This is a genomic window from Acinetobacter sp. BY419, assembly GCF_019038395.1.
In the GTDB taxonomy this organism is placed as follows: Bacteria; Pseudomonadota; Gammaproteobacteria; order Pseudomonadales; family Moraxellaceae; genus Acinetobacter.
Genome location: NZ_JAGFXZ010000003.1, coordinates 121,380 through 144,025, shown reverse-complemented (window position 1 = coordinate 144,025; position 22,646 = coordinate 121,380). Strand labels below are relative to the sequence as shown.

The 22,646-nt window shown below is 42.1% G+C and carries 25 protein-coding genes, 1 other RNA gene and 1 pseudogene; 21 read left to right on the top strand and 6 right to left on the bottom strand.

The annotated features are described in order from the left end of the window. Positions 1–12: 12 nt before the first annotated feature. The 10 genes from frr to lpxA all read left to right on the top strand — a co-directional run bounded on the left by frr (position 13) and on the right by lpxA (position 10,257). Complete coding sequence (gene frr, locus KUG37_RS02360) at positions 13–567, top strand: ribosome recycling factor (protein WP_216935903.1); 555 nt, start codon at positions 13–15, stop codon at positions 565–567. 7 nt (positions 568–574) lie between these two features. After that, positions 575–1,327 carry a polyprenyl diphosphate synthase gene (gene uppS, locus KUG37_RS02355; RefSeq protein ID WP_216935902.1) on the top strand — a complete coding sequence of 251 codons (753 nt, stop codon included), beginning with the start codon at positions 575–577 and terminating at the stop codon, positions 1,325–1,327. Positions 1,328–1,330: 3 nt separating this feature from the next. Further along, entirely contained in the window at positions 1,331–2,155 is an 825-nt protein-coding gene (locus tag KUG37_RS02350) for a phosphatidate cytidylyltransferase (RefSeq protein ID WP_216935901.1), read from the top strand. Further along, positions 2,156–3,352, top strand: a complete 1,197-nt coding sequence (gene ispC / locus KUG37_RS02345; protein ID WP_216935900.1) for a 1-deoxy-D-xylulose-5-phosphate reductoisomerase — start codon at positions 2,156–2,158, stop codon at positions 3,350–3,352. A 3-nt stretch (positions 3,353–3,355) separates the two neighbouring features. Then, on the top strand, positions 3,356–4,711 hold the full coding sequence (rseP, locus tag KUG37_RS02340) for an RIP metalloprotease RseP (protein ID WP_216935899.1): 1,356 nt from the start codon (positions 3,356–3,358) through the stop codon (positions 4,709–4,711). A 39-nt stretch (positions 4,712–4,750) separates the two neighbouring features. Further along, complete coding sequence (gene bamA, locus KUG37_RS02335) at positions 4,751–7,327, top strand: outer membrane protein assembly factor BamA (RefSeq protein ID WP_216935897.1); 2,577 nt, start codon at positions 4,751–4,753, stop codon at positions 7,325–7,327. An 82-nt stretch (positions 7,328–7,409) separates the two neighbouring features. Then, positions 7,410–7,907 (top strand): OmpH family outer membrane protein, encoded by a 498-nt coding sequence (locus tag KUG37_RS02330; protein ID WP_216935895.1) that lies wholly within the window; start codon positions 7,410–7,412, stop codon positions 7,905–7,907. 3 nt (positions 7,908–7,910) lie between these two features. Continuing rightward, positions 7,911–8,981 carry a UDP-3-O-(3-hydroxymyristoyl)glucosamine N-acyltransferase gene (lpxD, locus tag KUG37_RS02325; protein WP_216935893.1) on the top strand — a complete coding sequence of 357 codons (1,071 nt, stop codon included), beginning with the start codon at positions 7,911–7,913 and terminating at the stop codon, positions 8,979–8,981. 5 nt (positions 8,982–8,986) lie between these two features. Beyond that, a complete protein-coding gene (fabZ, locus tag KUG37_RS02320; RefSeq protein ID WP_216935911.1) occupies positions 8,987–9,472 on the top strand; it encodes a 3-hydroxyacyl-ACP dehydratase FabZ in 486 nt (161 codons plus the stop codon). Next, positions 9,469–10,257: an acyl-ACP--UDP-N-acetylglucosamine O-acyltransferase gene (gene lpxA / locus KUG37_RS02315; RefSeq protein ID WP_216935892.1), complete on the top strand. Its 789-nt coding sequence runs from the start codon at positions 9,469–9,471 to the stop codon at positions 10,255–10,257. Before fabZ ends, lpxA begins: the two co-directional genes overlap by 4 nt. A 74-nt stretch (positions 10,258–10,331) precedes the next feature. Here lpxA and KUG37_RS02310 read toward each other — a convergent pair whose 3' ends face one another. Then, entirely contained in the window at positions 10,332–11,129 is a 798-nt protein-coding gene (locus KUG37_RS02310; protein ID WP_216935891.1) for a YbgF trimerization domain-containing protein, read from the bottom strand. 294 nt (positions 11,130–11,423) lie between these two features. Between KUG37_RS02310 and ffs the strand changes: the two genes are divergently transcribed. Then, positions 11,424–11,520: signal recognition particle sRNA small type (gene ffs, locus KUG37_RS02305), an RNA gene on the top strand. Positions 11,521–11,734: 214 nt separating this feature from the next. On the opposite strand, the gene KUG37_RS02300 is transcribed toward ffs, so the two are convergent. The 4 genes from KUG37_RS02300 to KUG37_RS02285 all read right to left on the bottom strand — a co-directional run bounded on the left by KUG37_RS02300 (position 11,735) and on the right by KUG37_RS02285 (position 14,727). Then, positions 11,735–12,346: a regulatory protein RecX gene (locus KUG37_RS02300; RefSeq protein WP_216935890.1), complete on the bottom strand. Its 612-nt coding sequence runs from the start codon at positions 12,344–12,346 to the stop codon at positions 11,735–11,737. 90 nt (positions 12,347–12,436) lie between these two features. Further along, entirely contained in the window at positions 12,437–13,474 is a 1,038-nt protein-coding gene (gene recA / locus KUG37_RS02295; RefSeq protein ID WP_216935889.1) for a recombinase RecA, read from the bottom strand. Between the two features lie 145 nt (positions 13,475–13,619). Further along, a complete protein-coding gene (locus KUG37_RS02290; RefSeq protein ID WP_216935888.1) occupies positions 13,620–14,060 on the bottom strand; it encodes an RNA-binding S4 domain-containing protein in 441 nt (146 codons plus the stop codon). Then, on the bottom strand, positions 14,053–14,727 hold the full coding sequence (locus KUG37_RS02285) for an HAD-IA family hydrolase (RefSeq protein WP_216935886.1): 675 nt from the start codon (positions 14,725–14,727) through the stop codon (positions 14,053–14,055). Before KUG37_RS02285 ends, KUG37_RS02290 begins: the two co-directional genes overlap by 8 nt. Positions 14,728–15,528: 801 nt before the next feature. Here KUG37_RS02285 and KUG37_RS02280 point away from each other — a divergent pair. The 5 genes and pseudogenes from KUG37_RS02280 to KUG37_RS14805 all read left to right on the top strand — a co-directional run bounded on the left by KUG37_RS02280 (position 15,529) and on the right by KUG37_RS14805 (position 18,561). Continuing rightward, a complete protein-coding gene (locus tag KUG37_RS02280; RefSeq protein WP_216935884.1) occupies positions 15,529–15,768 on the top strand; it encodes a hypothetical protein in 240 nt (79 codons plus the stop codon). A gap of 68 nt (positions 15,769–15,836) precedes the next feature. Further along, positions 15,837–16,168: pseudogene (locus tag KUG37_RS02275) on the top strand (hypothetical protein); the annotation flags it as partial. A gap of 375 nt (positions 16,169–16,543) precedes the next feature. Further along, positions 16,544–17,395, top strand: a complete 852-nt coding sequence (locus KUG37_RS02270; protein WP_216935882.1) for a 3'(2'),5'-bisphosphate nucleotidase CysQ — start codon at positions 16,544–16,546, stop codon at positions 17,393–17,395. A gap of 60 nt (positions 17,396–17,455) precedes the next feature. Continuing rightward, positions 17,456–18,196 (top strand): phosphoglycerate mutase family protein, encoded by a 741-nt coding sequence (locus KUG37_RS02265; protein ID WP_216935880.1) that lies wholly within the window; start codon positions 17,456–17,458, stop codon positions 18,194–18,196. 239 nt (positions 18,197–18,435) lie between these two features. Further along, entirely contained in the window at positions 18,436–18,561 is a 126-nt protein-coding gene (locus tag KUG37_RS14805) for a hypothetical protein (protein WP_302052324.1), read from the top strand. A 280-nt stretch (positions 18,562–18,841) separates the two neighbouring features. Here KUG37_RS14805 and rpsT read toward each other — a convergent pair whose 3' ends face one another. Beyond that, positions 18,842–19,111 (bottom strand): 30S ribosomal protein S20, encoded by a 270-nt coding sequence (gene rpsT / locus KUG37_RS02260; protein ID WP_216935878.1) that lies wholly within the window; start codon positions 19,109–19,111, stop codon positions 18,842–18,844. A gap of 214 nt (positions 19,112–19,325) precedes the next feature. Here rpsT and KUG37_RS02255 point away from each other — a divergent pair, with 214 nt between their 5' ends. From KUG37_RS02255 to KUG37_RS14675, 5 genes are all read left to right on the top strand, one after another. Further along, complete coding sequence (locus tag KUG37_RS02255; protein WP_216935875.1) at positions 19,326–19,991, top strand: NAD(P)H-binding protein; 666 nt, start codon at positions 19,326–19,328, stop codon at positions 19,989–19,991. Positions 19,992–20,002: 11 nt separating this feature from the next. Further along, positions 20,003–20,515 carry a ribonuclease E activity regulator RraA gene (gene rraA / locus KUG37_RS02250; RefSeq protein WP_216935873.1) on the top strand — a complete coding sequence of 171 codons (513 nt, stop codon included), beginning with the start codon at positions 20,003–20,005 and terminating at the stop codon, positions 20,513–20,515. A gap of 107 nt (positions 20,516–20,622) precedes the next feature. Beyond that, the gene (locus KUG37_RS02245) at positions 20,623–21,405 is read left to right on the top strand and encodes a glutathione S-transferase N-terminal domain-containing protein (RefSeq protein WP_216935871.1); all 783 of its coding nucleotides are present in this window, start codon (positions 20,623–20,625) and stop codon (positions 21,403–21,405) included. A 298-nt stretch (positions 21,406–21,703) separates the two neighbouring features. Further along, entirely contained in the window at positions 21,704–22,261 is a 558-nt protein-coding gene (locus KUG37_RS14680) for a hypothetical protein (RefSeq protein ID WP_254202570.1), read from the top strand. Next, entirely contained in the window at positions 22,251–22,634 is a 384-nt protein-coding gene (locus KUG37_RS14675) for a hypothetical protein (RefSeq protein ID WP_254202569.1), read from the top strand. Before KUG37_RS14680 ends, KUG37_RS14675 begins: the two co-directional genes overlap by 11 nt. Positions 22,635–22,646: the final 12 nt, after the last annotated feature.

Here is a 22,646-nt window from a genome sequence, read left to right as displayed (position 1 = left end):
AAGGAAGATCATATGATTAACGATCTTAAAAAAGACAGCGAAGACCGTATGAACAAAACTCTAGAATCTCTAGAGCATGGTTTTGCAAAAGTTCGTACCGGTCGTGCACATCCATCAATTTTAAATAACGTGATGGTTTCTTACTATGGTTCAGACGTTCCATTGAACCAGGTGGCAAACGTGGGCGCTGAAGATTCACGCACGCTTATTGTTCAACCTTTCGAACGTTCAATGGTTGCTGCAATTGATAAAGCCATTCGTGAGTCAGACTTGGGTCTAAACCCAATCACTTCAGATACGATTCGTGTACCTATGGCCGCATTGACTGAAGAAACGCGTCGTGACATGCAGAAAGTTGCCCGTACTGAAGCAGAAAATGCAAAAGTAGCAATCCGTAACATTCGCCGTGATGTATTGGGTGATATCAAAGCATTGTTGAAAGAAAAAGAAATTTCTGAAGATGAAGAGCGTCGTGCTTCTGATGAAATTCAGAAAATTACCGACAAATTTGTTGCTGAAGTTGACAAACGCTTGGCTGCGAAAGAAGCTGAATTGATGAAGGTCTAATTCATCGATGACCGCTGCTGAAGAAAACCCCCGTCTTCCGAAACATGTTGCCATCATTATGGATGGCAACAATCGTTTTGCTAAAAAAAATCAGATGCAGAAAGGTGATGGACACCGTGAAGGGAAAACGGTTCTGGATCCGATTGTTGAACACTGTAAAAAAAGAAATATCCAGGCTTTAACAGTATTTGCCTTTTCCAGTGAGAACTGGAATCGTCCGCAGTTTGAAGTCGAATTGCTCATGAAACTGCTGGTCGACACCATTCATGAACAGTTACCCCGCATGGAAAAATTCAATATTGCCTTACGCTTTATCGGTGATCGTAGCCGTTTGTCCGCTGAATTGCAGGCACTCATGTTGCAAGCCGAACAAAGGACTGCTAATTTCAATAGTATGACACTCACTATTGCAGTCAGTTATGGTGGTATGTGGGATATGGCACAAGCTGCACAGCAAATTGCCAGCGATGTTTTAACAAATAAATTAGATCTTGATGCAATTAATACTGATGTATTTGGTCAATATGTCAGCCTCGGTGACTTACCTGCAGTTGATCTGCTGATTCGTACGGGTGGAGACTTCCGTCTGTCGAATTTCCTGTTATGGCAGGCAGCTTATGCAGAGCTTTATTTCACTGAGACGCTATGGCCAGAATTTACCGTTGAAGAATTTGATGATGCACTTGCCGTATTTGGTGGGCGTGAACGTCGTTTTGGTAAAACATCAGAGCAGATTCATCAGGAAAAACTTGAGAATTAATACATGTTTGAGCGGATTATAACCGCATTGGTGCTGGTAGCAGTCGTACTCAGTTGTATGTTTGCTACCGAATCACATTATCCAATGTTTGTATTGATGGTTGTTGCTGCTGGGGTGGCCGGTTATGAGTGGTTTAAACTCATGCCGCGAAAATTTAAACATGTCATCAATCCTGTTGCATGGGGATATGGGGTGCTTACTCTGGCACTCTCTGCTTTGGCATTGTATTTTGCTGAAGTCGCCTTATTGTTATGGGTAGCCTCTATTATTACCTGGTTGCTCAGTATTTACTGGGTGAAAAACTATCCTGAATATGATGGCTGGTACAATGCCAGTCTGAACGGTATCGGTGTAGTATTAATCTCCGCTGCGGTTACTGCAATTTTCTCTGTCTGGCAAAGTTCACCATGGTGGCTGATGTACCTGTTTTTACTGGTATGGGGCGCAGACAGTGGTGCGTATTTTGTTGGTCGTAAATTCGGCAAGAAAAAACTGGCACCGAATGTCAGTCCTAACAAGTCTGTAGAAGGGCTTTATGGCGGTATTGTTACCTCAATGCTGATCGTGACGGCGGTCGCCTTGCTTTATCTGGATATGAGCTGGCTAGAACTGACGTTATTCCTGATTTTATCAGTGATTACCGTATTTAGTTCAGTACTAGGTGACCTGTTTGAATCCATGATCAAGCGTCGTGCCGGTATTAAGGATTCAGGTCGCATTTTGCCAGGCCATGGCGGAGTGCTGGATCGTATCGATTCTTTGCTTGCTGCAGCCCCGATCTTTGCAGCAGGTATGGCTGTTTTAAAACTTATTGGTGTAGATTTATAAATGTCACAAGCAGTTTGTATACTGGGTGCTACAGGTTCCATCGGTCAAAGTACTTTAAAAATCTTGCAGCGACATCCTGAAGCATACTCAGTTTTTGCTGTGACCGCGCAAAGTCGCATTGCAGAGCTGGTCGAAATTTGCCGACAATACCGTCCTAAAGTGGCGGTGGTGCCGGCTGAAAAAGTAGATGAGCTTTCAAAACTGCTTCAGCAACATCATTTATCTGATATTGAAATTCTGCAAGATGAAGCTGGTTTAATTGCTGTGGCTGAACACGCTGATGTTGATATCGTCATGGCGGCAATTGTGGGTGCGGCAGGCTTGTTACCGACATTGGCTGCAGTGAAAGCGGGTAAACGCGTACTGTTAGCCAATAAAGAAGCTCTGGTGATGTCGGGTGACATCATGATGCAGGCAGCGCGCGATCATGGGGCCTTATTGCTTCCTGTCGATTCCGAACATAACGCGATTTTTCAGTGTCTGCCACAGCATTATTTTGAAGCAGAGCGTCATGGCAAACCAAAACTGGGCGTATCGCAGATTCTGTTGACCGCATCGGGGGGGCCGTTTCTGAATCACAGCATTCAGCAACTTGAAGAGGTCACACCTGCGCAGGCTTGCAAGCATCCCAATTGGTCCATGGGACAAAAAATTTCAGTCGATTCTGCTACCTTAATGAATAAAGGTTTAGAATTGATCGAAGCATGTCACTTGTTTGCAGTTCAAGAACAATTTGTTACAGTTGTTGTGCATCCACAGAGTATTATTCACTCCATGGTTCAATATGTAGATGGTTCGACTTTGGCACAAATGGGTAATCCGGATATGGGCACGCCTATTGCACATGCATTGGCATGGCCTGAGCGTATTAGTACGCATGTGGCTCCACTGGATCTGTTTACGCATTCACAGCTCGATTTTCAAGAACCGGATATGCTCCGTTTCCCTGCATTAAAACTTGCCCGTCAGGCCATGCAGAGTGGCGGAATTGCACCTACGATTTTAAATGCGGCCAATGAAATTGCGGTCGCTGCATTTTTAAATCAACAGATCAGATTTACCCAAATTCCTCAGGTAGTTGAATATGTCCTGAATCAGATGGACAATCAACCTGCACATGATCTGGAGGCTATCTTGCAAGCAGATCAAATGGCACGAGGTTTGTCACAGCAGTATGTTGTGAATAAAGGAAGTTAAAACATGAACGCCTTGTTTATTATTGCAGCCGCAATCCTGCTACTCGGTCCCTTAATTGCGATTCATGAGTTTGGTCACTATATTGTGGCGCGTAAACTGGGCGTTAAAGTATTGGTCTATTCCATTGGTTTTGGACCGACCTTATTAAAATGGACCTCAAAAAAATCCGGAATTCAGTATCAATTGTCTGCCTTGCCTTTGGGTGGTTATGTCAAGATGCTGGATGAGCGGGAAGGTAATGTCGCTGAAGAAGACTTGCCCAAAGCTTTCAACCGTCAGCATCCGTGGAAGCGGATCGCCATTGTGGCAGCGGGTCCATTGATCAATCTGATTTTTGCAGTGCTGTTATTCTGGGTCTTGTTTTTACCGGCTCAGGAACAGCTGAATACCCGTGTGGGTAAAGTTTTACCAGATACGCCAGCTGCAACCGTTCAAATGCAGCCGGGTGACAAAATTGTTGCGGTGGACGGCACTCCGGTGGAAACTTGGGAAAAACTCAGTTATGCCTTGGTGGATCGTGTTGGTGAAACTGGCGTGGTGTCTATTCAGGCAGACCGCGCAGGTGAAAATAAACTGTTCCAGTTACCCATTCAAAATTATTTAAAAGATCAGAGTCAGTCTCTACTGGAAAGTCTGGGCTTCTTGCCTTATCGACCTGAAATTCCGGCTGTGATCAGTAAACTGAGTGAAGGTGGTGCAGCCATCCGTCAAGGTTTGAAAGAGGGTGACAAGATTCTGGCCATTGATGGTGTGCAGATGAAAGACTGGTTTGATGTAGTGCAGGTGGTACAGGCATCTCCAGAAAAATTGCTCAAAATAGATGTGCTACGTGAAAACCAGATCGTTCAGCTTGAAGTCATGCCGCAAGGTAAACGTGACAATATGGGCAATGTAACCGGTATGCTGGGTGTACAAAGTGATCCGGGTAAAATTAACATTCCTGCAGAATATAAACAGACCATTCATTATACGCCCGGTGAAGCACTGGTCATGGCATTTGATAAAACAGCACATTTATCTTCAATGATTCTGAACTCGATTGTCAAAATGGTGCGTGGCTTGATTGGTCTGGATAATTTATCGGGTCCAATTACCATTGCTAAGGTGGCAGGACAAAGCGCAGAAATGGGTTGGGAAACTTTTATTTCCTTTATGGCTCTAATGAGTGTAAGTTTAGGAATATTAAATCTATTGCCTATTCCAATGCTTGATGGCGGACATCTGGTTTACTATTTTGTTGAATTAATTCGTGGTAAACCTGTTTCCGAACAAATACAATTGGTTGGGTTAAAAATTGGTATGGTACTGCTCGGCAGTATGATGCTTCTGGCATTATTTAATGATTTTATGCGTTTATAACAACGTAGATGGAATAAATTAACAGCGGAAAAGACTGGCATGCAGCACACACATTTATTTATGCCTCTGGCACTCGTTAGTGCAATGGCAGTAGCACAACAAGTATATGCAGCAGATGAATTCATTGTACAAGATATAAAATTTGATGGATTAGTACGTTTAACTCCTGATAATGTGTATGGCCTAGTGCCGATTAACAGTGGTGATCGGGTCAATGATCCAATCATTGCCAATGCAATTCGTAGCTTGTATGCATCAGGTCTGTTTGATGATATTAAAGCCGTTCAGCAAGGTAATACTCTGGTTTTCCAGGTGGTTGAGCGCCCGGTTATTTCGAAAATCGAATTGAAAGGCAATAAGCTGATTCCTAAGGAAGCACTTGAAGACGGCCTGAAAAAAATGGGTCTGGCTGAAGGTGAAGTGCTGAAGAAATCAGCGCTACAAACCATTGAAACTGAACTTGAACAGCAATACATGCAGCAAGGTCGTTATGATGCCGATATTACGGTTACCACAACGCCTCGACCAAATAACCGGGTTGAACTGCTGATTGATTTTGTTGAAGGTAAAGCAGCCAAAGTTTTCGATATCAATATTATTGGTAATACCGTATTTAAAGAATCTGATATCAAGCAGGCTTTTGCAGTAAAAGAAAGTGGCTGGAGCTCGGTCATTTCACGCAATGACCGTTATGCACGTGAAAAGATGGCGGCAAGCCTTGAAGCTTTGCGTGCCATGTATCTTAATCGCGGTTATATCAATTTCAATATCACCAATTCCAGTCTTAACTTGAGTGAAGATAAAAAGAATGTCTTTATCGAAGTTGCTGTGGATGAAGGTGAACAGTTTAAATTTGGCAAAACTAAATATTTGGGTGATGCGCTTTATCAAACTGAAGAATTACAAGCCTTGCAGCTGTTTAAAGAAGGCGAAATCTATTCTCAGGAAAAGGTAAATGGGGTCAAACAGTTATTGTTACGTAAGTATGGTAATGCAGGCTATTACTATGCCGAAGTCAATGTCGTTCCTCAAATTAACAATGAAACCAAACTGGTTGATCTGAATTACTATATCAATCCGGGTCAGCAAGTCACGGTACGACGTATTAATTTTACTGGCAACAATAAAACAGCCGATGAAGTATTGCGTCGTGAAATGCGCCAAATGGAAAGTGCATTGGCAAGCAATGAAAAGATTGACCTGTCCAAAGTCCGTCTGGAGCGTACCGGGTTCTTTAAAACTGTAGATATTAAGCCTGTGCGTATTCCTGGTTCACCGGATCAGATAGATCTGAATGTCGCAGTCGAAGAACAGCATTCAGGTACCAGTACTCTGGCTGTAGGTTTCTCGCAAAGTGGTGGTGTCACATTCCAGGCCGGTTTAAGCCAGACAAACTTCCTGGGTACCGGTAATAGTGTATCGATCGATTTATCACGTTCTGAAACGCAGGATTACTATAACCTGAGTGTGATGGACCCGTACTTTACGATTGATGGTGTACGTCGCGGTTATAATCTTTATTATCGTAAAACCAAGCTGGATGATGACTATAACGTCAACAACTATGTAACAGACAGTTTGGGTGGTGGAATCAACTTTGGTTATCCAATTGATGAAAACCAGAGTGTCAGCCTGGGGTTGAATATTGACCAGACTGAAGTAACAACTGGTCCATATGTCTCTACCTATGTACGTGACTATCTGTTAGCGAATGGGGGTAAGGCAACTAATCGTCGTACTGACGTGTGTACAGCTTATCTGTATTCTCAGGCAGATTTAGATGCACTGGATGGCAGACCAAGACCAACCACTCCACCACAGGGGTATGACGTAAAAGACAAGTGTCTGGATGCCAACCGTCAGGCAGCGGATTTGGTCGATTTTGATGACCAGTTCAAAGGTGACTTCTTAACCTACAATTTGAATTTGGGATGGTCTTATAATACCTTAAACCGCCCGATGTTCCCGACACGGGGTATGTCACATCGAATCAATGGTGAAGTCGCATTGCCAGGCAGTGATGTGGAATACCAAAAACTGACTTATGATGCTCAGGCATTCTTCCCGCTAGGTAAAGATTTTATCCTGCGCGGTTATGGCAAGTTGGGTTATGGTAATGATCTGCCATTCTATAAGAATTTCTTTGCAGGTGGTTTTGGCTCAGTTCGTGGCTATGATAACAGTACACTGGGGCCTAGATATCCAGGAGTAACGTATAGTGAAACGAATCAACAGGATTCAGACCCTGAAGAAGTCGGTGGTAATGCTTTAATACAGTTCGGTACTGAACTGGTGCTTCCTATCCCGTTCAAGGGAGACTGGGCACGTCAGGTTCGTCCGGTACTGTTTGCTGAAGGTGCGCAAGTGTTTGATACACAGTGTGATATACCACGCGGTGATATCTATGTTAATAATCAGGTTGGTCGGGTAAATGCCAAGCAGTACTGTAAGGACAACTTCGGTTTTGATGTGGATAATATGCGTTATAGCGTAGGTGCAGGATTTACCTGGATTACCATGATTGGACCATTGTCACTAAGCTATGCTTATCCGTTAAATAAAAAAGACGGTGATGAAACCAAAAATATCCAGTTTGAAATTGGACGTACTTTCTAAGAATCTCAGGTAATCCTGAATATAGATTTTGCTCATGAAGTTTAAAGGCTTTATGAGCAAATTTTTTTGAATGAGTAAGAATATGAAAAAAATGATCATGGCAATGAGCCTGACTTTGGCAAGTATTGCACCTATAACTCAAGCGGCTGGTATTGGGGTAATCGATCTGGAGCGTGTAGTGGAAGGAAGTGCTTACCTAAAACAGCAAAATACGGTATTCCAGCAAAAAATTCAGCCACAAACCACCAAGATTGAACAGCTGAGCAAGGAACTGGAAGCTTTACAGCAACGTGCCCAGTCGAATACAAAATTGACTGATGCAGAAAAACAGCAAATGTCTGCCCAGTATCAGACCAAGTTTCAGGAATTAAACCAGCTCCAGCAATCTGTGCAGAATAGTGTCCAGGGTTCAATTAAACAGATTCGCACCATATTTGATGCACGCGTCAAGTTAATTGCTGAGCAGTTACGTAAAGAAAATAACCTGGATGTGATTTTAAATAAAAATTCAGCGCTGGCTTATGATGCTAAATATGATTTAACTGATAAAATGATTCAAAAGGTTAATGCAATTAAGTAATCAATGAATCATCAACAGCTTCAGTTAGCTGATCTCGCTCGCCTAGTTCAGGGCGAGTGCATAGGTCAGTCAGATTTACGTTTAAGAGGATTAGCCAGTCTTGCACATGCGACATCGCAGGACTTGGCATTTGTCAATGCCGACAAATATGTAGAGCTGGCTAGTCAAAGTCAGGCAGGTGCTTTAATTGTTAGTCCTGAACTTAAACAGCAATTAACTTCACAGCAGAACTTTATTGTCGTTGCGAATCCCTATCTGGCTTTTGCCATCCTGACCCATGTGTTTGAGAAAAAACACACCCGTCGCGGTATTGAAAGCACGGCCCAGATTCATCCTTCCGCAATTGTTGCCGACGATGCCTATATTGGCCACTATGTGGTGATTGGAGAGCATTGTGTTGTAGGTGCAAACAGTATTGTTCTATCTCACGTACATATCGATGATGATGTGGAAATCGGTCAGGACTGTTTCATTGATTCGCATGTGACACTTACCGGCGCAGCAAAAATTGGTAATCGGGTGCGTATTCATGCCAATACCGTCATTGGCGGTGAGGGATTCGGCTTTGCACCTTATCAAGGCAAATGGCACCGTATTGCGCAACTGGGTTCTGTGCGCATTGCAGATGATGTACGTATCGGATCGAATTGTAGCGTAGACCGTGGCGCATTGGACGATACGATTTTGCAACAGGGTGTTATCATTGATAATCTTGTGCAAATCGCACATAACGTTAAAATCGGTGCACATACAGCGATAGCTGCAAAAACCGCAGTAGCAGGAAGTACATCGATTGGCAAAAACTGCACCGTCGGGGGTGCCTCAGCGATTTCTGGGCACTTGAATATTGCCGATAATGTGACGTTGACCGGAATGTCAATGGTGACAAATAATATTTCTGAAGCTGGAAAATATTCATCCGGAATTGGTCTGTTTGAAAATAATAAATGGAAACGTACCGTGGTTCGCCTCAGACAATTAGCAGATGTGCCATTGACCCAGGTGATCAAACGACTAGATCATATGCAATCTCAGATTGAGTCCATTGAATCAACAGTTAAGTTGCGTAAATAATTATGATGACAGAGTCGAATTTGCCTACATTCACGAAGCCTGAATTGCCAATGAATATTCAAAAGATTCGTGAATATTTGCCCCATCGTTACCCATTTTTATTGGTTGATCGCGTCGTTGAGATTACCGATAATGGCATTGTTGGTTATAAAAACGTCTCAATTAATGAAGAGTTTTTACAAGGCCATTTTCCGAATTATCCAATTATGCCGGGTGTGCTGATTGTTGAAGCACTGGCACAAATCTCAGGGATTTTGGGTTTTGTGATGAATAACGAAGTTCCAGGTGAAGGTTCTTTGTTCCTGTTTGCCGGTGCGGAGAAAGTAAGATTTAAAAAACAGGTGGTTGCAGGTGACCAATTAGTTTTAAAATCTGAATTAGTGATGCAAAAGCGGGGCATTTACAAATATAATTGTATTGCCACTGTAGATGGCGTCGTCGCAACAACCGCGGAAATTATGGTTTCGCATCAAAAAGTCGAGCAGGCATGAGCAATAATCCCCTTATTCATCCAGCTGCCATTATTGACGCATCAGCAATTATCGCTGCTGATGTAGAAATTGGCCCATATTGTATTATTGGGCCAAATGTCACTATTGGTGCGGGTAGTAAACTTCATTCACACGTGGTGGTGGGTGGCTATACGCGTATAGGTGAATATAATGAAATTTTCCAGTTCGCCAGTGTAGGTGAAATTTGTCAAGATCTTAAATACGCTGGTGAAGAAACCTGGCTTGAGATTGGCGATCACAATAAAATCCGTGAACATTGCAGTTTGCATCGTGGTACGGTTCAGGATCAAGGGCTGACCAAAATTGGTAGCCATAACTTGCTGATGGTGAACACACATGTCGCACATGACTGTGTGATCGGAGATCATAATATCTTCGCCAATAACGTCGGTATCGCTGGGCACGTCCATGTCGGGGACTATGTCGTCATCGGCGGAAACTCAGGGATTCATCAATTCTGCAAGATTGACTCTTATAGCATGATTGGCGGGGCGTCGCTGATTTTGAAAGATGTACCGGCCTATGTGATGGTTTCAGGTAATCCTGCACATGCATTTGCCATGAATATTGAAGGCATGCGTCGTAAAGGCTGGTCGAAGACCGTGATTAATGGTTTACGTGATGCCTTTAAACTGATTTATAAATCAGGTTTAACCACTCAGGAAGCAATCGAGCGAATCCGTACAGAAATTTTGCCGGAAGTGACTGAGGTGCAGCGTTTGATTGACTCTCTTGAGCAGTCGAAGCGCGGCATTGTGCGCTAAATATTTGAAGCAATAAAAAAGACACCTTAAGGTGTCTTTTTTATTGCTTGGGCATGCCGTTCTTTAAAGCGTCATTATTTAAAAAATTTAGCTTCTTCTGATTGGGGATAATTGCTCAGTAATCTGTTTTTGTACTGGGTGGCAATTGCCGGTTTTTTCTCTACATCCTTGCTGATATTATGCAGTTGATAGAGTGCACGAGAAGCACGGGTCGATTTCGGATAACGATCTGCCACAATGGTATAATTACGTTTTGCTTCATTAAAATTTGGTGGATCGATAGCCAGATTAAATTCAGCCAGCCAGAAATAGGCATTGCTGATATACACACTATTCGGATTGTTTTTAATAAAGTTTTGCATGGGCGCAATGGCTTTGGCTGCACCACCATTTTTATAAGCATCTAAAGCTACGGTATAAGCGGCTTTTTCTAGCTCGGTAGGCTGCTGGCCGCTGCTCGCTGTGTTTATTTCATTTGAATTTAGACTGGGTGCAGTATCCTTTGGGTTTTCCTCCGTTGGATTGTCTTCAGCAGGTTCAATTTTTTGCTGTAACAGTTCCAGGCGCTGATCGAGATCGGCATAGCGATTGGTCAGTTCGTTTTTAAGCCGTTCAATCTCATTTTCCTGTTCTTCCATTTTACCGCGTAAAATCCGCAGGTCATTTTCGAGTTGCTGGTTCTTTTGCATAATCTGCCAGCTGGTATTGGTTTGAACTTCTGGAGTTGTACTCGCCCCAATTGCCAGTGGGGTATTTACGGCAGCTTGAGTAGTAGCCTGGCTTAAGCCCCGTGATTCAATGGGAATATTAGCAAATAGAGGTGTGGTAAAGAGTGCTGTCACTGCACACAATACGGTCTTTTTAAACATCATAAAATTTCCATAATTCGTTGTGAGATGCGGATCCGCTGTTCATCTTTTCGAAGTAGATCATTCATATACATTGCACACATTAAAAACGGCATTTTTAGAAAATGCAACAAGGTTTTACAAAGATCATGTGAATCTGAGTATTGATGGATTGATTGTGAAGATCATTTAAAAATCAGCAGAAATATCAATATTGTTTTTAAAATAATCAAATGGATAGCTTGATGGGATATTTTGGGAAACAAGGCTTGCAACTTGATTAAAAATCTCTATACTCTGTTTTTGTAATGGTAGCCCTGCTGGTTACTTCGCAATTGTACTCTATGAACCCCGCCAGGACCGGAAGGTAGCAACGGTAATAGAACTATGATGTGCCGGAGCTTTGCTGGTAGGGCTGCCACCATATTTTTCATATAATAAAAATAAAGCAAATTTACAGTTTTCTCTTCTCCGATCTAATTTACCCCCAATGTCCTCAAACAGCAGCATCTTATTTTAGTAATTTAGTTTATGAATATTCTATTTTGTGCTTCAGCGTATTTGCCGAACCATACGAAATTCAATATCCACTACGCCTAGTGCATTAAGGTCTTCAAAGAAGTGAAGAATCAATCATCTGCTTTACGGTTAATCGCCTTGATAATTGTGTCCATCTCAAAACCACGATACATTAAAAAACGGATCTGTTTGGCTTTGAGCTTCGGGTCTTTAGTGACTTCGGTACCATATTTTTTGACTTTGAGTTCATAGGCCTGTTGCGCCCAATCTGTGTCTTTCAGCTCTTCTGCAATTAAAGCCGTATCAATTTTCTTGTTTTTTAATTTCATTTTAATTTGATTGGGGCCTTTGCCTTTACGCTTTTGGCTCGACAGCATGGTTTCGGCCACACGCTGATCACTTTGATAGTTCTCACGTGATAACTCATCGACTAACTCCAGCACTTCATTGCGATCCTCTGCATACAGGCACAGTTTCTCGATCAGTTCGGCTTTGGCATATTCCTTACGGGTCAGTACGGCAAAGGCATAAGAACGCAAACGGGAGCCACTTAGTCCCGGTTTTTTCTTATCATCACTAGAAGTATCAAACAGGCGCTCTTCCGGATCGAAAGCCGGTGCCGGTTTTGCGGTATTGTGCCGGGTCGATTGATCGTCAGCATCGCCAAATTGCTGTTTTAAAGTTTCATAATCGAGCAGTTTGCTGAATTTTGCCTCTGACATTTTTCTCTCGCATTTTATCACCTCCCCATAATAACAAAACGCCCCGTAGGGCGCTGTGTCTTCACGTTTAAAGTCTAAGCATATAATCGCTTAGGCATCTAAAAGATCAGCTTCTTTATCATCTTCTTCAACGATCACGGCTTTACTTAACAGCTGTTCACGAATCAGTTTTTCAATCGTCTGCGCCATCTCTTTATGCTCTTCGAGATAGCGAATGGTATTGTTTTTACCTTGGCCGATCTTATCGCCTTGGTATGAATACCACGCACCGGCTTTTTGTATGATTTCTTGTTGTACGCCCAAGTCGATCAATTCACCTAAGTGGTTCACGCCCTTGCCATACAAGATCTGGAATAAAGCTTCTCTAAATGGAGGTGCCATTTTATTTTTCACGACTTTGACTTTGGTTTCAGAACCAACAATCTCGTCACCTTCTTTGACCTGACCAATACGACGGATGTCTAAACGTACAGACGCATAGAACTTCAATGCATTACCACCAGTCGTGGTTTCTGGGCTACCGAACATCACACCAATTTTCATACGAATCTGGTTAATGAAGATGACCATACAGTTTGAACGCTTGGCATTACCGGTGATTTTACGCAGTGCCTGGCTCATCAAACGGGCTTGTAGACCCATATGCGAGTCACCCATTTCGCCTTCAATTTCCGCACGAGGGGTCAGGGCAGCCACGGAATCGACCACGATCATATCAACCGCGCCAGAACGTACCAGCATGTCCGCGATTTCGAGTGCCTGTTCACCGTGATCGGGTTGTGAGACCAGCAGGTTGTCGATATCTACACCCAGTTTGCGTGCATATTGCGGGTCAAGTGCATGCTCTGCATCGATAAAAGCACATGTGCCGCCGGCTTTTTGACATTCTGCAATAGCTTGTAGAGTCATCGTGGTTTTACCTGAAGATTCAGGACCATAGATCTCTACGATACGACCCTTAGGTAGACCACCAATACCCAGTGCAATATCAAGCTGAATCGAACCTGTCGAAATCACTTCAATCGCCTGAACGGTATTGTCACCAAGGCGCATTACTGAATTCTTACCAAACTGTTTTTCAATTTGGCTTAAGGCAGCGTTAAGCGCCTTGCTTTTATTATCATCCATCTTACAACCTCAATACGATGTCACTTAATTAATACTCAAGTGGATGTCTTAAATTAGAGCTTCGTTCCACAGGTGTATAGTGACAGAATTTTCCCAAGTGTTCTATAAATGCCAGAGCATGTACGACATATTCTGACGCTTAAATTTAATCGTCATTATATGACCAAGACTGATCAAAACTCTGACTATTTTCATTTTTAAATTTACTGATGTCACGACGATCTTTCTTATTTGGACGATGGTCGGGACGAGCTAGATTATGCAACTTTCTTTGTGATGCAAGCAATTCCCGACGGGCAATACTGACCTCGGTTTCTTCATACAGTGTTTGCGCAACTGGCGCAGGGCCGCGAACGTCAGAAAGCGCCTTGATCAGTACAGTTTTCTTGTCTATACCTTGCTGAATCGTCAGTTCCATGCCGATACGGACTTCGCGTGATACTTTGACGCGTTCACCATTGTGATGGACTTTACCACCTTCAATGGCATGTTTAGCAATGGAGCGGGTTTTAAAAAACCGTGCTGTCCAGAGCCATTTGTCTATACGCATGCCTACCGCACCTTCGGGTAAAGACGATTTACGCATATTTTTTTTCTACCTCAGTCTGATTTAAATGAGTGATTAAGTCTGTTAATTGGTGCAGCATCGGGTAATTGCAAGTCTCGCGTGCGACTTTGGCCGAAGAGGGTTGCTGAATGCTCAACAGGTTTTGAATCCCGTAAGCTTTGGCGCCATTCAGGACTTTTTCAGTATCATCGATAAAATAAGCATTTGCGGGATCAAATGGATGCATGGCATACAGACCTTGCCAGAATTCAACGCACTCTTTGGCATGTCCAATCGTTTCGGAGCTGACAATGACATTAAAATAATCTTTTAAATTTAAGTGATCCAATTTAAAGGCCAGACCGTCACAGTCGGCATTGGTGGCCAGCCAGATCGGGTAGCCATTATTTTTAAGATAATCCAGTAATTCTAGACAATGAGGGCGTAAGGCGACTTTATCTTTATATTCAATTTGCATTGCCAGAACATCGACTCCGACTTTAGCCGTCCAGAAGCGGGAGGAGTACCAGTTTAAGGTATGATTATGTTCCTGATAGAATGCATAGAGTGTTGCCTGGCTGTGTTCCAGACTACAGCCATGAGTTGCAGCATAACGCACCGGCAATAACTCATTCCAGATGAAATCGTCGTAGGCAAGATCAAGTAAAGTACCATCCATATCGAAAATTATAGTCGGTCTTTGCATTCAAGATTCTCCAAAGTTTTTCAAAGTTCAACAAAGCATAGAGAAAAGCTTTAGATTCAATGGAATTACTCAAGTTTCGCGATTTTGAACGACAATCAAATAATTTCAAAGTTCAACAAAGTCATTTACCTTTCAAGAAAAAAATATGTACATATGTGTATACATAGTTTCGCTCTGCTTGAATATGTACAAAGTATAGAGCATTTGGACTGGAAAATTTAAATAGCTTTAAGTGATAGCTGGCTATAATCCAACAATGGAAAACCGCATGAAAAAGTTGAGGTGGTGACAGATCGGGATAGTCTGTCAGTTCGACTACTTGTATCTAAAGGCAAGATTGTCTTTCAATATCGCTTTTGTTTTGGCGCTAAGGCCAAAAGCATTTAGGAACTTCTCCCTTACTCAGTTTAAAAAATGCCTGGGTACAGTTGCATAAAGATAAAGCTGAGCTCGATCAAGGCAAGGACCCTATGAAGCTTAAATTGAAAGGGGAAAAGCGACTAGCTGCAACAGCTCACAGTCAAAGACATTGGCGATCTTTGGTTTAATACGGTTGCTATTCATAAAGTTTTCTTATAAGGATGATTATTGGGCCTTTGAGTTGCAGGTTTATCCGCGTATAAGTAGACGTATCTACTAGACGTTGAAGCACGTCAGGCGCAAGAAGATACTTTGGCAGCACAGACAGCAATTGGTTAAGCTTTACAATTTGGATAATAATCAATAAAGGTCATTCAATTGTTTTGTTCCATTTTCTACGATTAAATAAGAAACACATTGATTAAATTGTAAGGAATAAAAATGGATGCTGATTTTCAAAGTGTTGTTAATCTAGGAATACCATCAGGTCCTCAACCAACACATTTAATTGCTTATATTCAGGATGGTGAGATTAAGACAGTAGAGCTGCAAAATGCTTCTGTTGGAATGGCAGATCATGGTGGAACTGATTTAGACCAAATTTCTAAAGAAGTTATTAGCCATCTTGATTTGAAAGGAGATATTAAGATTATCGCTATTACTGATTTAGGAATGCATTAATTTTCTTAGCCAACCAACTATATTTTTCTTAATGCTCGGATGATGGAAATTATCTGGGCATTTTTATTATAAAAGATCAATGCAAGGCCGCGCCGTAGCCAAGGCATTGGGCAAAGTATCCTTGAATCGGCAAGAAGCACAGCAGATTGAACAGCGTATTAAAGATGCGATGAAGTCTTTGATCAAACAGGATATATAAAACTGGCGCAATTTATCAGATGCTGAAAAACTGGGGAAAGCCGTTGAATTTGTGACACCAGATATTCAGGCACAATTAAAACGAAAGCATGTCATTACAGCACGCAATACTCAGACCCACAGCAAAAACCTTGCGCAGCTTGATTATCCGACCTTATCCGCCAGTGAAGTTGTAGACTATATGGTTGCACCGCATAATGATTTTATATCCACATTGCTTTGATGACGATGGGGTGTCAGCAGTCAATACTGGCAAACCTTAGAACACTTTGTCCGGATTTACTGAAATTACAATTTGGCAAGCTAAATAAGTGTTACAGGTGATGGTCGATGATCGACGAAAGTAGGTAGGTTGTAAGCACCAGCATACGGCTATAATTGAAATTGTAGCAAAGTTCTCCAAGTGAGGACTTTTTACTTATAATGAATGAGATATGTTTTTGAATGTGTACATAAATATTTATAAAATTAAATATTAAAGAAAAAATATATCTAAATTAATCACTTGGAACTATAACTATCCATATCAAAAATTATAGTGGGTTTTTCATAGTATTTTGACATATTTAGGTTTTCTATGTTTAAAGCAACAGCAGCACCCCAAGATCCGATGATTTTGCAGTTTGTGCCCATTTTGACGCACGCCTGTGAAATTTTGCGAGAAGAATATCAGCGTTACTGTTCTGGTGCAGCTTTTGATGTCATCAAAAAAAATGATAATTCTCCGGTGACTCAGGCAGATTTTCGGGTCAATACTTATCTGACCCAGGCTTTGGCAGAGATTTCAAACTTGCCTTTATTGTCCGAAGAAGGGCAGGATCATGAACGCCGCTCATGGTCAGAATTCTGGTTACTGGACCCTTTAGATGGCACGAAAGAGTTTCTGCACCAGCGGCCTGAATTTACCATTAATTTAAGTCTGGTTAGAAGCAGTTTGACTACTTTTGCCATATTGGCAGTTCCAGAGCAGCAACTGATTTATTTCTGTCCAGAGCAGGGCTTGCCGTTTAAATATGATATTCAAACCATGACATGGTTTGTTTATGAAAGGCCTGCCACATCTAAAATGGTTGCTGTTGGGTTGAGCCAGAGTAGCCAGCAAAAACCGAAATATGCCGAGTATTTGCAAAGTCTGGCCAAGCTGACTGATTACACTGAATTTAAAGCGGGCAGTGCCTATAAATTTTGCATGATGCTGGAAGATCAGGTGGATATCTATCCACGCTTCCATCCGACTTCGGAATGGGATACCAGCGCTGGTCAATGTATGCTCGAACGGATTGGTGGTGGCCTGGTCGATTTAGAGGGCCGTCCATTTATTTATAATCATCGTGATACCTTGCTGAATGGCGGATTCATTGCTTATAAGAATAATGAGATGAAAATTATTGCATTGCAGGCGGTGTCTGACATGCAGGCCGAGCATTGAGCAAAATTCTGAGCGTGTTATAGTGGTGATTAACCTATTATTAATCTAGTTGGCTGTAACGTGTCCCTGAAACTGCTTCCACCGAGTATGTTGAGTGCAATTGATTTATTGCCCGATGTACAGACGCCTGTCACCTTATTCACACGACATTCGATTCGTGAGGAGGTGCCGGGTCAGGGGTTGGCGGGTTATGACCTGCAACTGACCAGTCAGGGGCGGGATCTGGCGCAGGAATGGGGCGCTTATCTGGCTGATCAGACGGATCGCATGATTCATCACTGTATTTCGAGTCCGATCCAGCGTTGTATTGATACTGCTGCCCTAATGATTGAGGGGGCCGATGCAGTCACCCCTGAGCAAAATACCCATTCCATTGAAATTATCGAACAGGGGCTTCTGGTGGAGCCTGGCAGCTTTGTACTGGATATGCAAAAAGCCGGCCCTTATTTTGCCAAGCAGGGTGCGCTCGGTTTTATTAACAGTTTTGTCAATAATGCCTTGCCGGGGATGAAACAGCCAATTCATGGCGTAGTAGATGTGCTGGAACTGATTTACAACACCCATCCACAAAATAAATATGGCTTAAGTCTGGCAGTCAGTCACGATACTATTCTAGCCGCCATGATAGCGGTGATGTCAGGACGTCAGGACGTCAGCCGGGATGACTGGCCAAAAATGATGGAAGGTCTGTTTGTCTGGTTCGAGGGAGATGTATTTTTAGAGTCCAAACTGAAATGGATTTGGCGAGGGGAAGTACATGAGCTGGATATTGCTGATTTTAAGCGGTCCCAGACTTCCTAACTCAAATTGCTTTATCCAAAACTCAATTGTTCGCAGCAATTGAGTTTTTTATTTTCAGATAGAAAATTTATAAAGGTGGTGATCTTTCATATTGATCATTCAATCAAAGTGAGTCTAAAATTTTAAAGATAAATTTTAAAATAGCATTTTTTACATTTATAGGGTGAAAGTTCAATAATGTAACGCTAAAAATTATTTATGCTTAATAAATATGGAAATGTTCGTTTTGAGAAAAAATCATGAAAATTATTACAGTATTTAGCCTGATCGCGATTTTGGGTTTAACCGCATGCCAAAAACGGGACTCTGACAATGCGAAACAGGATAAAACCACTTCGCCATCCTCTATGGATAAAGATCGGTAATATAAAAAAGTGATTGAGAGTAAAGGACTGAAGCTTTTATTTAATAATTGCTCTGTCTCACTATTGTAGGATGGGTGTAAGCCCAGCAGTACGAATAAGAAGCTTAAAATAGAAGTGTGCAAGTATGTCTATAACGCTTTTTAAATAATTTTTACCAAAAATCAACCTTTAATGGATATTTAAACTGAATATTTATTCTGAATAAATTATTATATTTTTTCTAGTGTCGTCAAATTTCAGGCATAAAAAAAGCCCTAAAAAGGGCTTTTTTTATTTGCGATCAGTTAGAAGCTAATGCTTTAACTTGCGCATTCAAGCGGCTCTTGTGACGAGCTGCTTTGTTTTTATGGATGATGCCTTTGTCAGCCATGCGGTCGATTACTGGAACAAGCGTTTTGTACGCTTCAGTAGCAACAACATAGTCATTAGTGCCGATAGCAGCTAATGTACGTTTAAGATAGGTACGAACCATAGAACGCAAGCTTGCGTTGTGTTTGCGTGCTTTAACGTTTTGACGAGCACGTTTTTTAGCTTGAGCAGAGTTTGCCACTCGTGCACTCCTTGAAATAGATTGGTCTGGGCGGGCTGAAACTCAACTGAAAACCAACATCAGAGGAATTATCACCAGCCCGTAAACAAGTGCCATATTTTGATTAAACTAAGCACCGAAGTCAAGTCTTGACATGCTTTGACAACATTTTAGATGCAGAAAAATTCTAAAGAAAACGTTAGATTAGTATTCCACCTAGGAGATCGTATAAAAAATGACTAAATTATTGACTCATCCCATCGTGATAGGTGCCACCGGCCTGGTGGGAAAACAACTGATAAAACGTTTGCAAGATGAGCCGACTTGCCAGCAGATTACTGCAGTGGTCAGAAAACATCAAAATGATCTGGATGCTTTGGATAAAGTTCAACAACTGGTACTAGAAGATTTCCTGATGTTAAATGATCAGGATGTCAGCAAGCATAGCCATGGTTTTAGCTGCCTGGGCAGCACCATGAAAAAAGCCGGATCCAAACAGGCATTTTATAGTATTGACTATACCATAAATGCCCACTTTGCAGAGCTATTACAGCAAACTTCTGCCCATTACCTGCTGCTAAGTGCGATGGGTGCCGATTCACAGTCTCATTTTTACTATAACCGGGTCAAAGGTGAGCTGGAAGAATACGTGCAAACATTGACGTTGGACAGAATCAGCCTGATTCGACCCTCACTATTAATTGGTGAGCGTCCAGAGCAGCGCTTATTAGAAGATATCGCGCAGAAGGTTTACCATAAAGTGTCGCGTTTTATTCCGGATGGTTTTGCCTATAAGCCAGTGACAGCCGAACAGGTGGCTCATACTATGGTCGAGGCCGCGCTAACTCAGACGGTAAAATTTGAAATTTATGATAATTTACGCATACAAAAAATGAAATGAGGGGAAATACCGTGTCTACAGCAGCATTTGTCACCTGTGACTTATTAGATGATCATCCAGATCTAGAGCTTCAGGTGCTGACACCTTGCCTGGACGGTAAATTTTTCAAGAGCTACGGTGCGCGTAAAACCTTTGCTGGTCAGATTGTGACAGTGAAGTGTTTTGAAGATAACTCGCGGGTTAAAGAATTATTGGCCACAGATGGAACAGGCAAGGTATTGGTCGTAGATGGCGGTGCATCAATGCGCTGTGCCTTGATGGGTGATCTGATTGCAGAATCAGCCGTGAAAAATCACTGGAATGGCGTGATTATTTATGGTTGTGTTCGTGATATCGACGCAATCGCTGAATTAGATCTAGGCGTGCATGCATTGGCTGCTATTCCACAAAAGAGTAATCGCAAAGGTGTGGGTGAAGTGGATATCACGCTCTGTTTTGGTGGGGTGACCTTTAATTCTGGTGAGTATGTCTATGCAGACAATAATGGTATTTTAATGTCTAAAACAGCATTAGTCGCTGAATAGGCTCATTTTTGTATTAAAGAATAACAACAAAACTAATCTGTACCCTGAAAGACAGAAGGCTTAGATTCTGTCTTTCGATTATATAAAACAAAAAACAGGAAAAGAATATGCTGGGTCATCAAATCAAAGTCGCACAAGCTTTAGCCTCTTCTGTTGCTCAAGGTGGGCGCGGCATGGTCGGAACACCGTTTCCCAATCAGCCTGAAAAATCAATCAAGCTCTATGAGTTTGAAGGTTCACCTTTTTGCCGTCGGGTACGTGAGGTGTTGACCTTGCTCAATCTGGATTATGAAGTTTATCCATGCCCTAAGGGCGGTACAAAATATCGTTCGGTCGTAAAGCAGTTGGGCGGCAAGACTCGTTTTCCATTTTTAGTAGATGAAAATACAGGCCATCAGATGTATGAGTCGCAGGATATTATCCATCATCTATTCAAGCACTATGGTCAAAGTGGCAAAACACCAAAGAAATATGCAAATTATCCAGAGATTCCAGTTGCTGCTTTTGCCGGAACAATAATCAATGGTGCACGCGGAGTCTGGATCAATAAAAGGCTGCTTGATCGTCCGGCACCAGAACAGCTGTTAGAGTTATGGGGTTTTGAAGCCAGTCCTTATAGTCGAATTGTGCGTGCTGTTCTGAGTGAGTTGGAGCTTCCATTTATTTTCCACAATGTCGCCAAAGAGCGCTGGCAGGATTATGGACTAGCCAAACTACGTTTAAAGCCGGGAAAATATGAACCACTACCGGGTGGTAAACGTGAACATTTGTTTGAAATGATGGGAAATAATATTCAGGTTCCTTATCTGGTCGATCCAAATACTGGCGTGAGCATGTTTGAATCGGCTGAGATTGTGAAATATCTAAAACAGCAATACGGCGCTGCTTAAAATATAAATCCTGTTTAAATTTTAAAATTTTCTATATAGACGTGCCATCACATGAACAGATGGCATTTTTTTATCTATTTTGTGCCAGACAGAAGCAAGTACGTTTCGCTGATCAAAACATCCATATTATAAAAAAATCATGATATTTATTGTTTAATTGGTTATGTTTTAATCTTCAAGGGGACATAATAATAAGGGCCGTGCTTATGACAGCACCAGGGGCAGTTTTTCAGCACTTGTTGTGCTGACCACAGAGAGTTTTTCTTTTCAGTCCAGCATTGCGGCAAGCAAAGCCAATATGATGTTTTTTATTGCTAATACTCATTGCTTCTGCCTGTTTCTGCTACGGTTCCTAAAACGAAAAATCAAGTGCCTGGAACAAGGCTTGATTCCGGTGAGTCTGAGATTCATGCTGCTGATTGGTCTGAGTGCCTTGAATCAGCTGGGTTGGGTGCTTTCGCTGGCCTTTGTTTGCTATGTGCTGTTATTTGTCATCAGTGTATTTTATGTGACTTATCAGGCGGCAGAGACGCGAAATGGCGAATATATTTTCCTGGTATTATGTCTGTGGAGAATTTTATTGTTGGTCGGAGTTGATCTGGCCATGCTCAGTCAGACTAAAATTAGTGATTTTTCACCATTATCCCCCTATACCTCACCAATTATGATTCTGTTCGTAGTGCTGATTTTAGGGACACGATTGAATCGTATGGCCAAAAAAATCGAAAAATTTAATACGCGGTTAGAACGTAAAGTCCTGCAGGTCAACGCCGACCTGAATAAAAGTCTGAACGACAAACATAGGCTGGAGCTGGCGGATGTTCGTCTGCAAGAGCGGATTAATCATGTCACATGATTTGCATGACGGGCTGGGAGGATCTATTGTCCGTTCCATGATTCTGGTGGATCAAAGCAGCGAAACTGTTTCTAAACAGCAGCTTCTTTCCATGCTGAAATTGCTCAGAGATGATCTCAGGCAAATCATAGAGAGTGGCTCATCTATTGAAAATAAAATCCCGGACACGCCGGTACTCTGGATTGCACCGGTACGTTATCGCTTTACCCAGCTTATGGAAGAAATGGAGATTGAGGTTAAATGGCCATTTCCAAAAGTCTGGCAGCGTGAGCCGACCGCATTACAGTGTTTGACTCTGATTCGGGTGGTCGAAGAAAGTCTGACCAATATCATTAAGCCCAGTCAGGTGAAAGTCAGTCTGGAATATTCCTAGCCGAATCAGCTC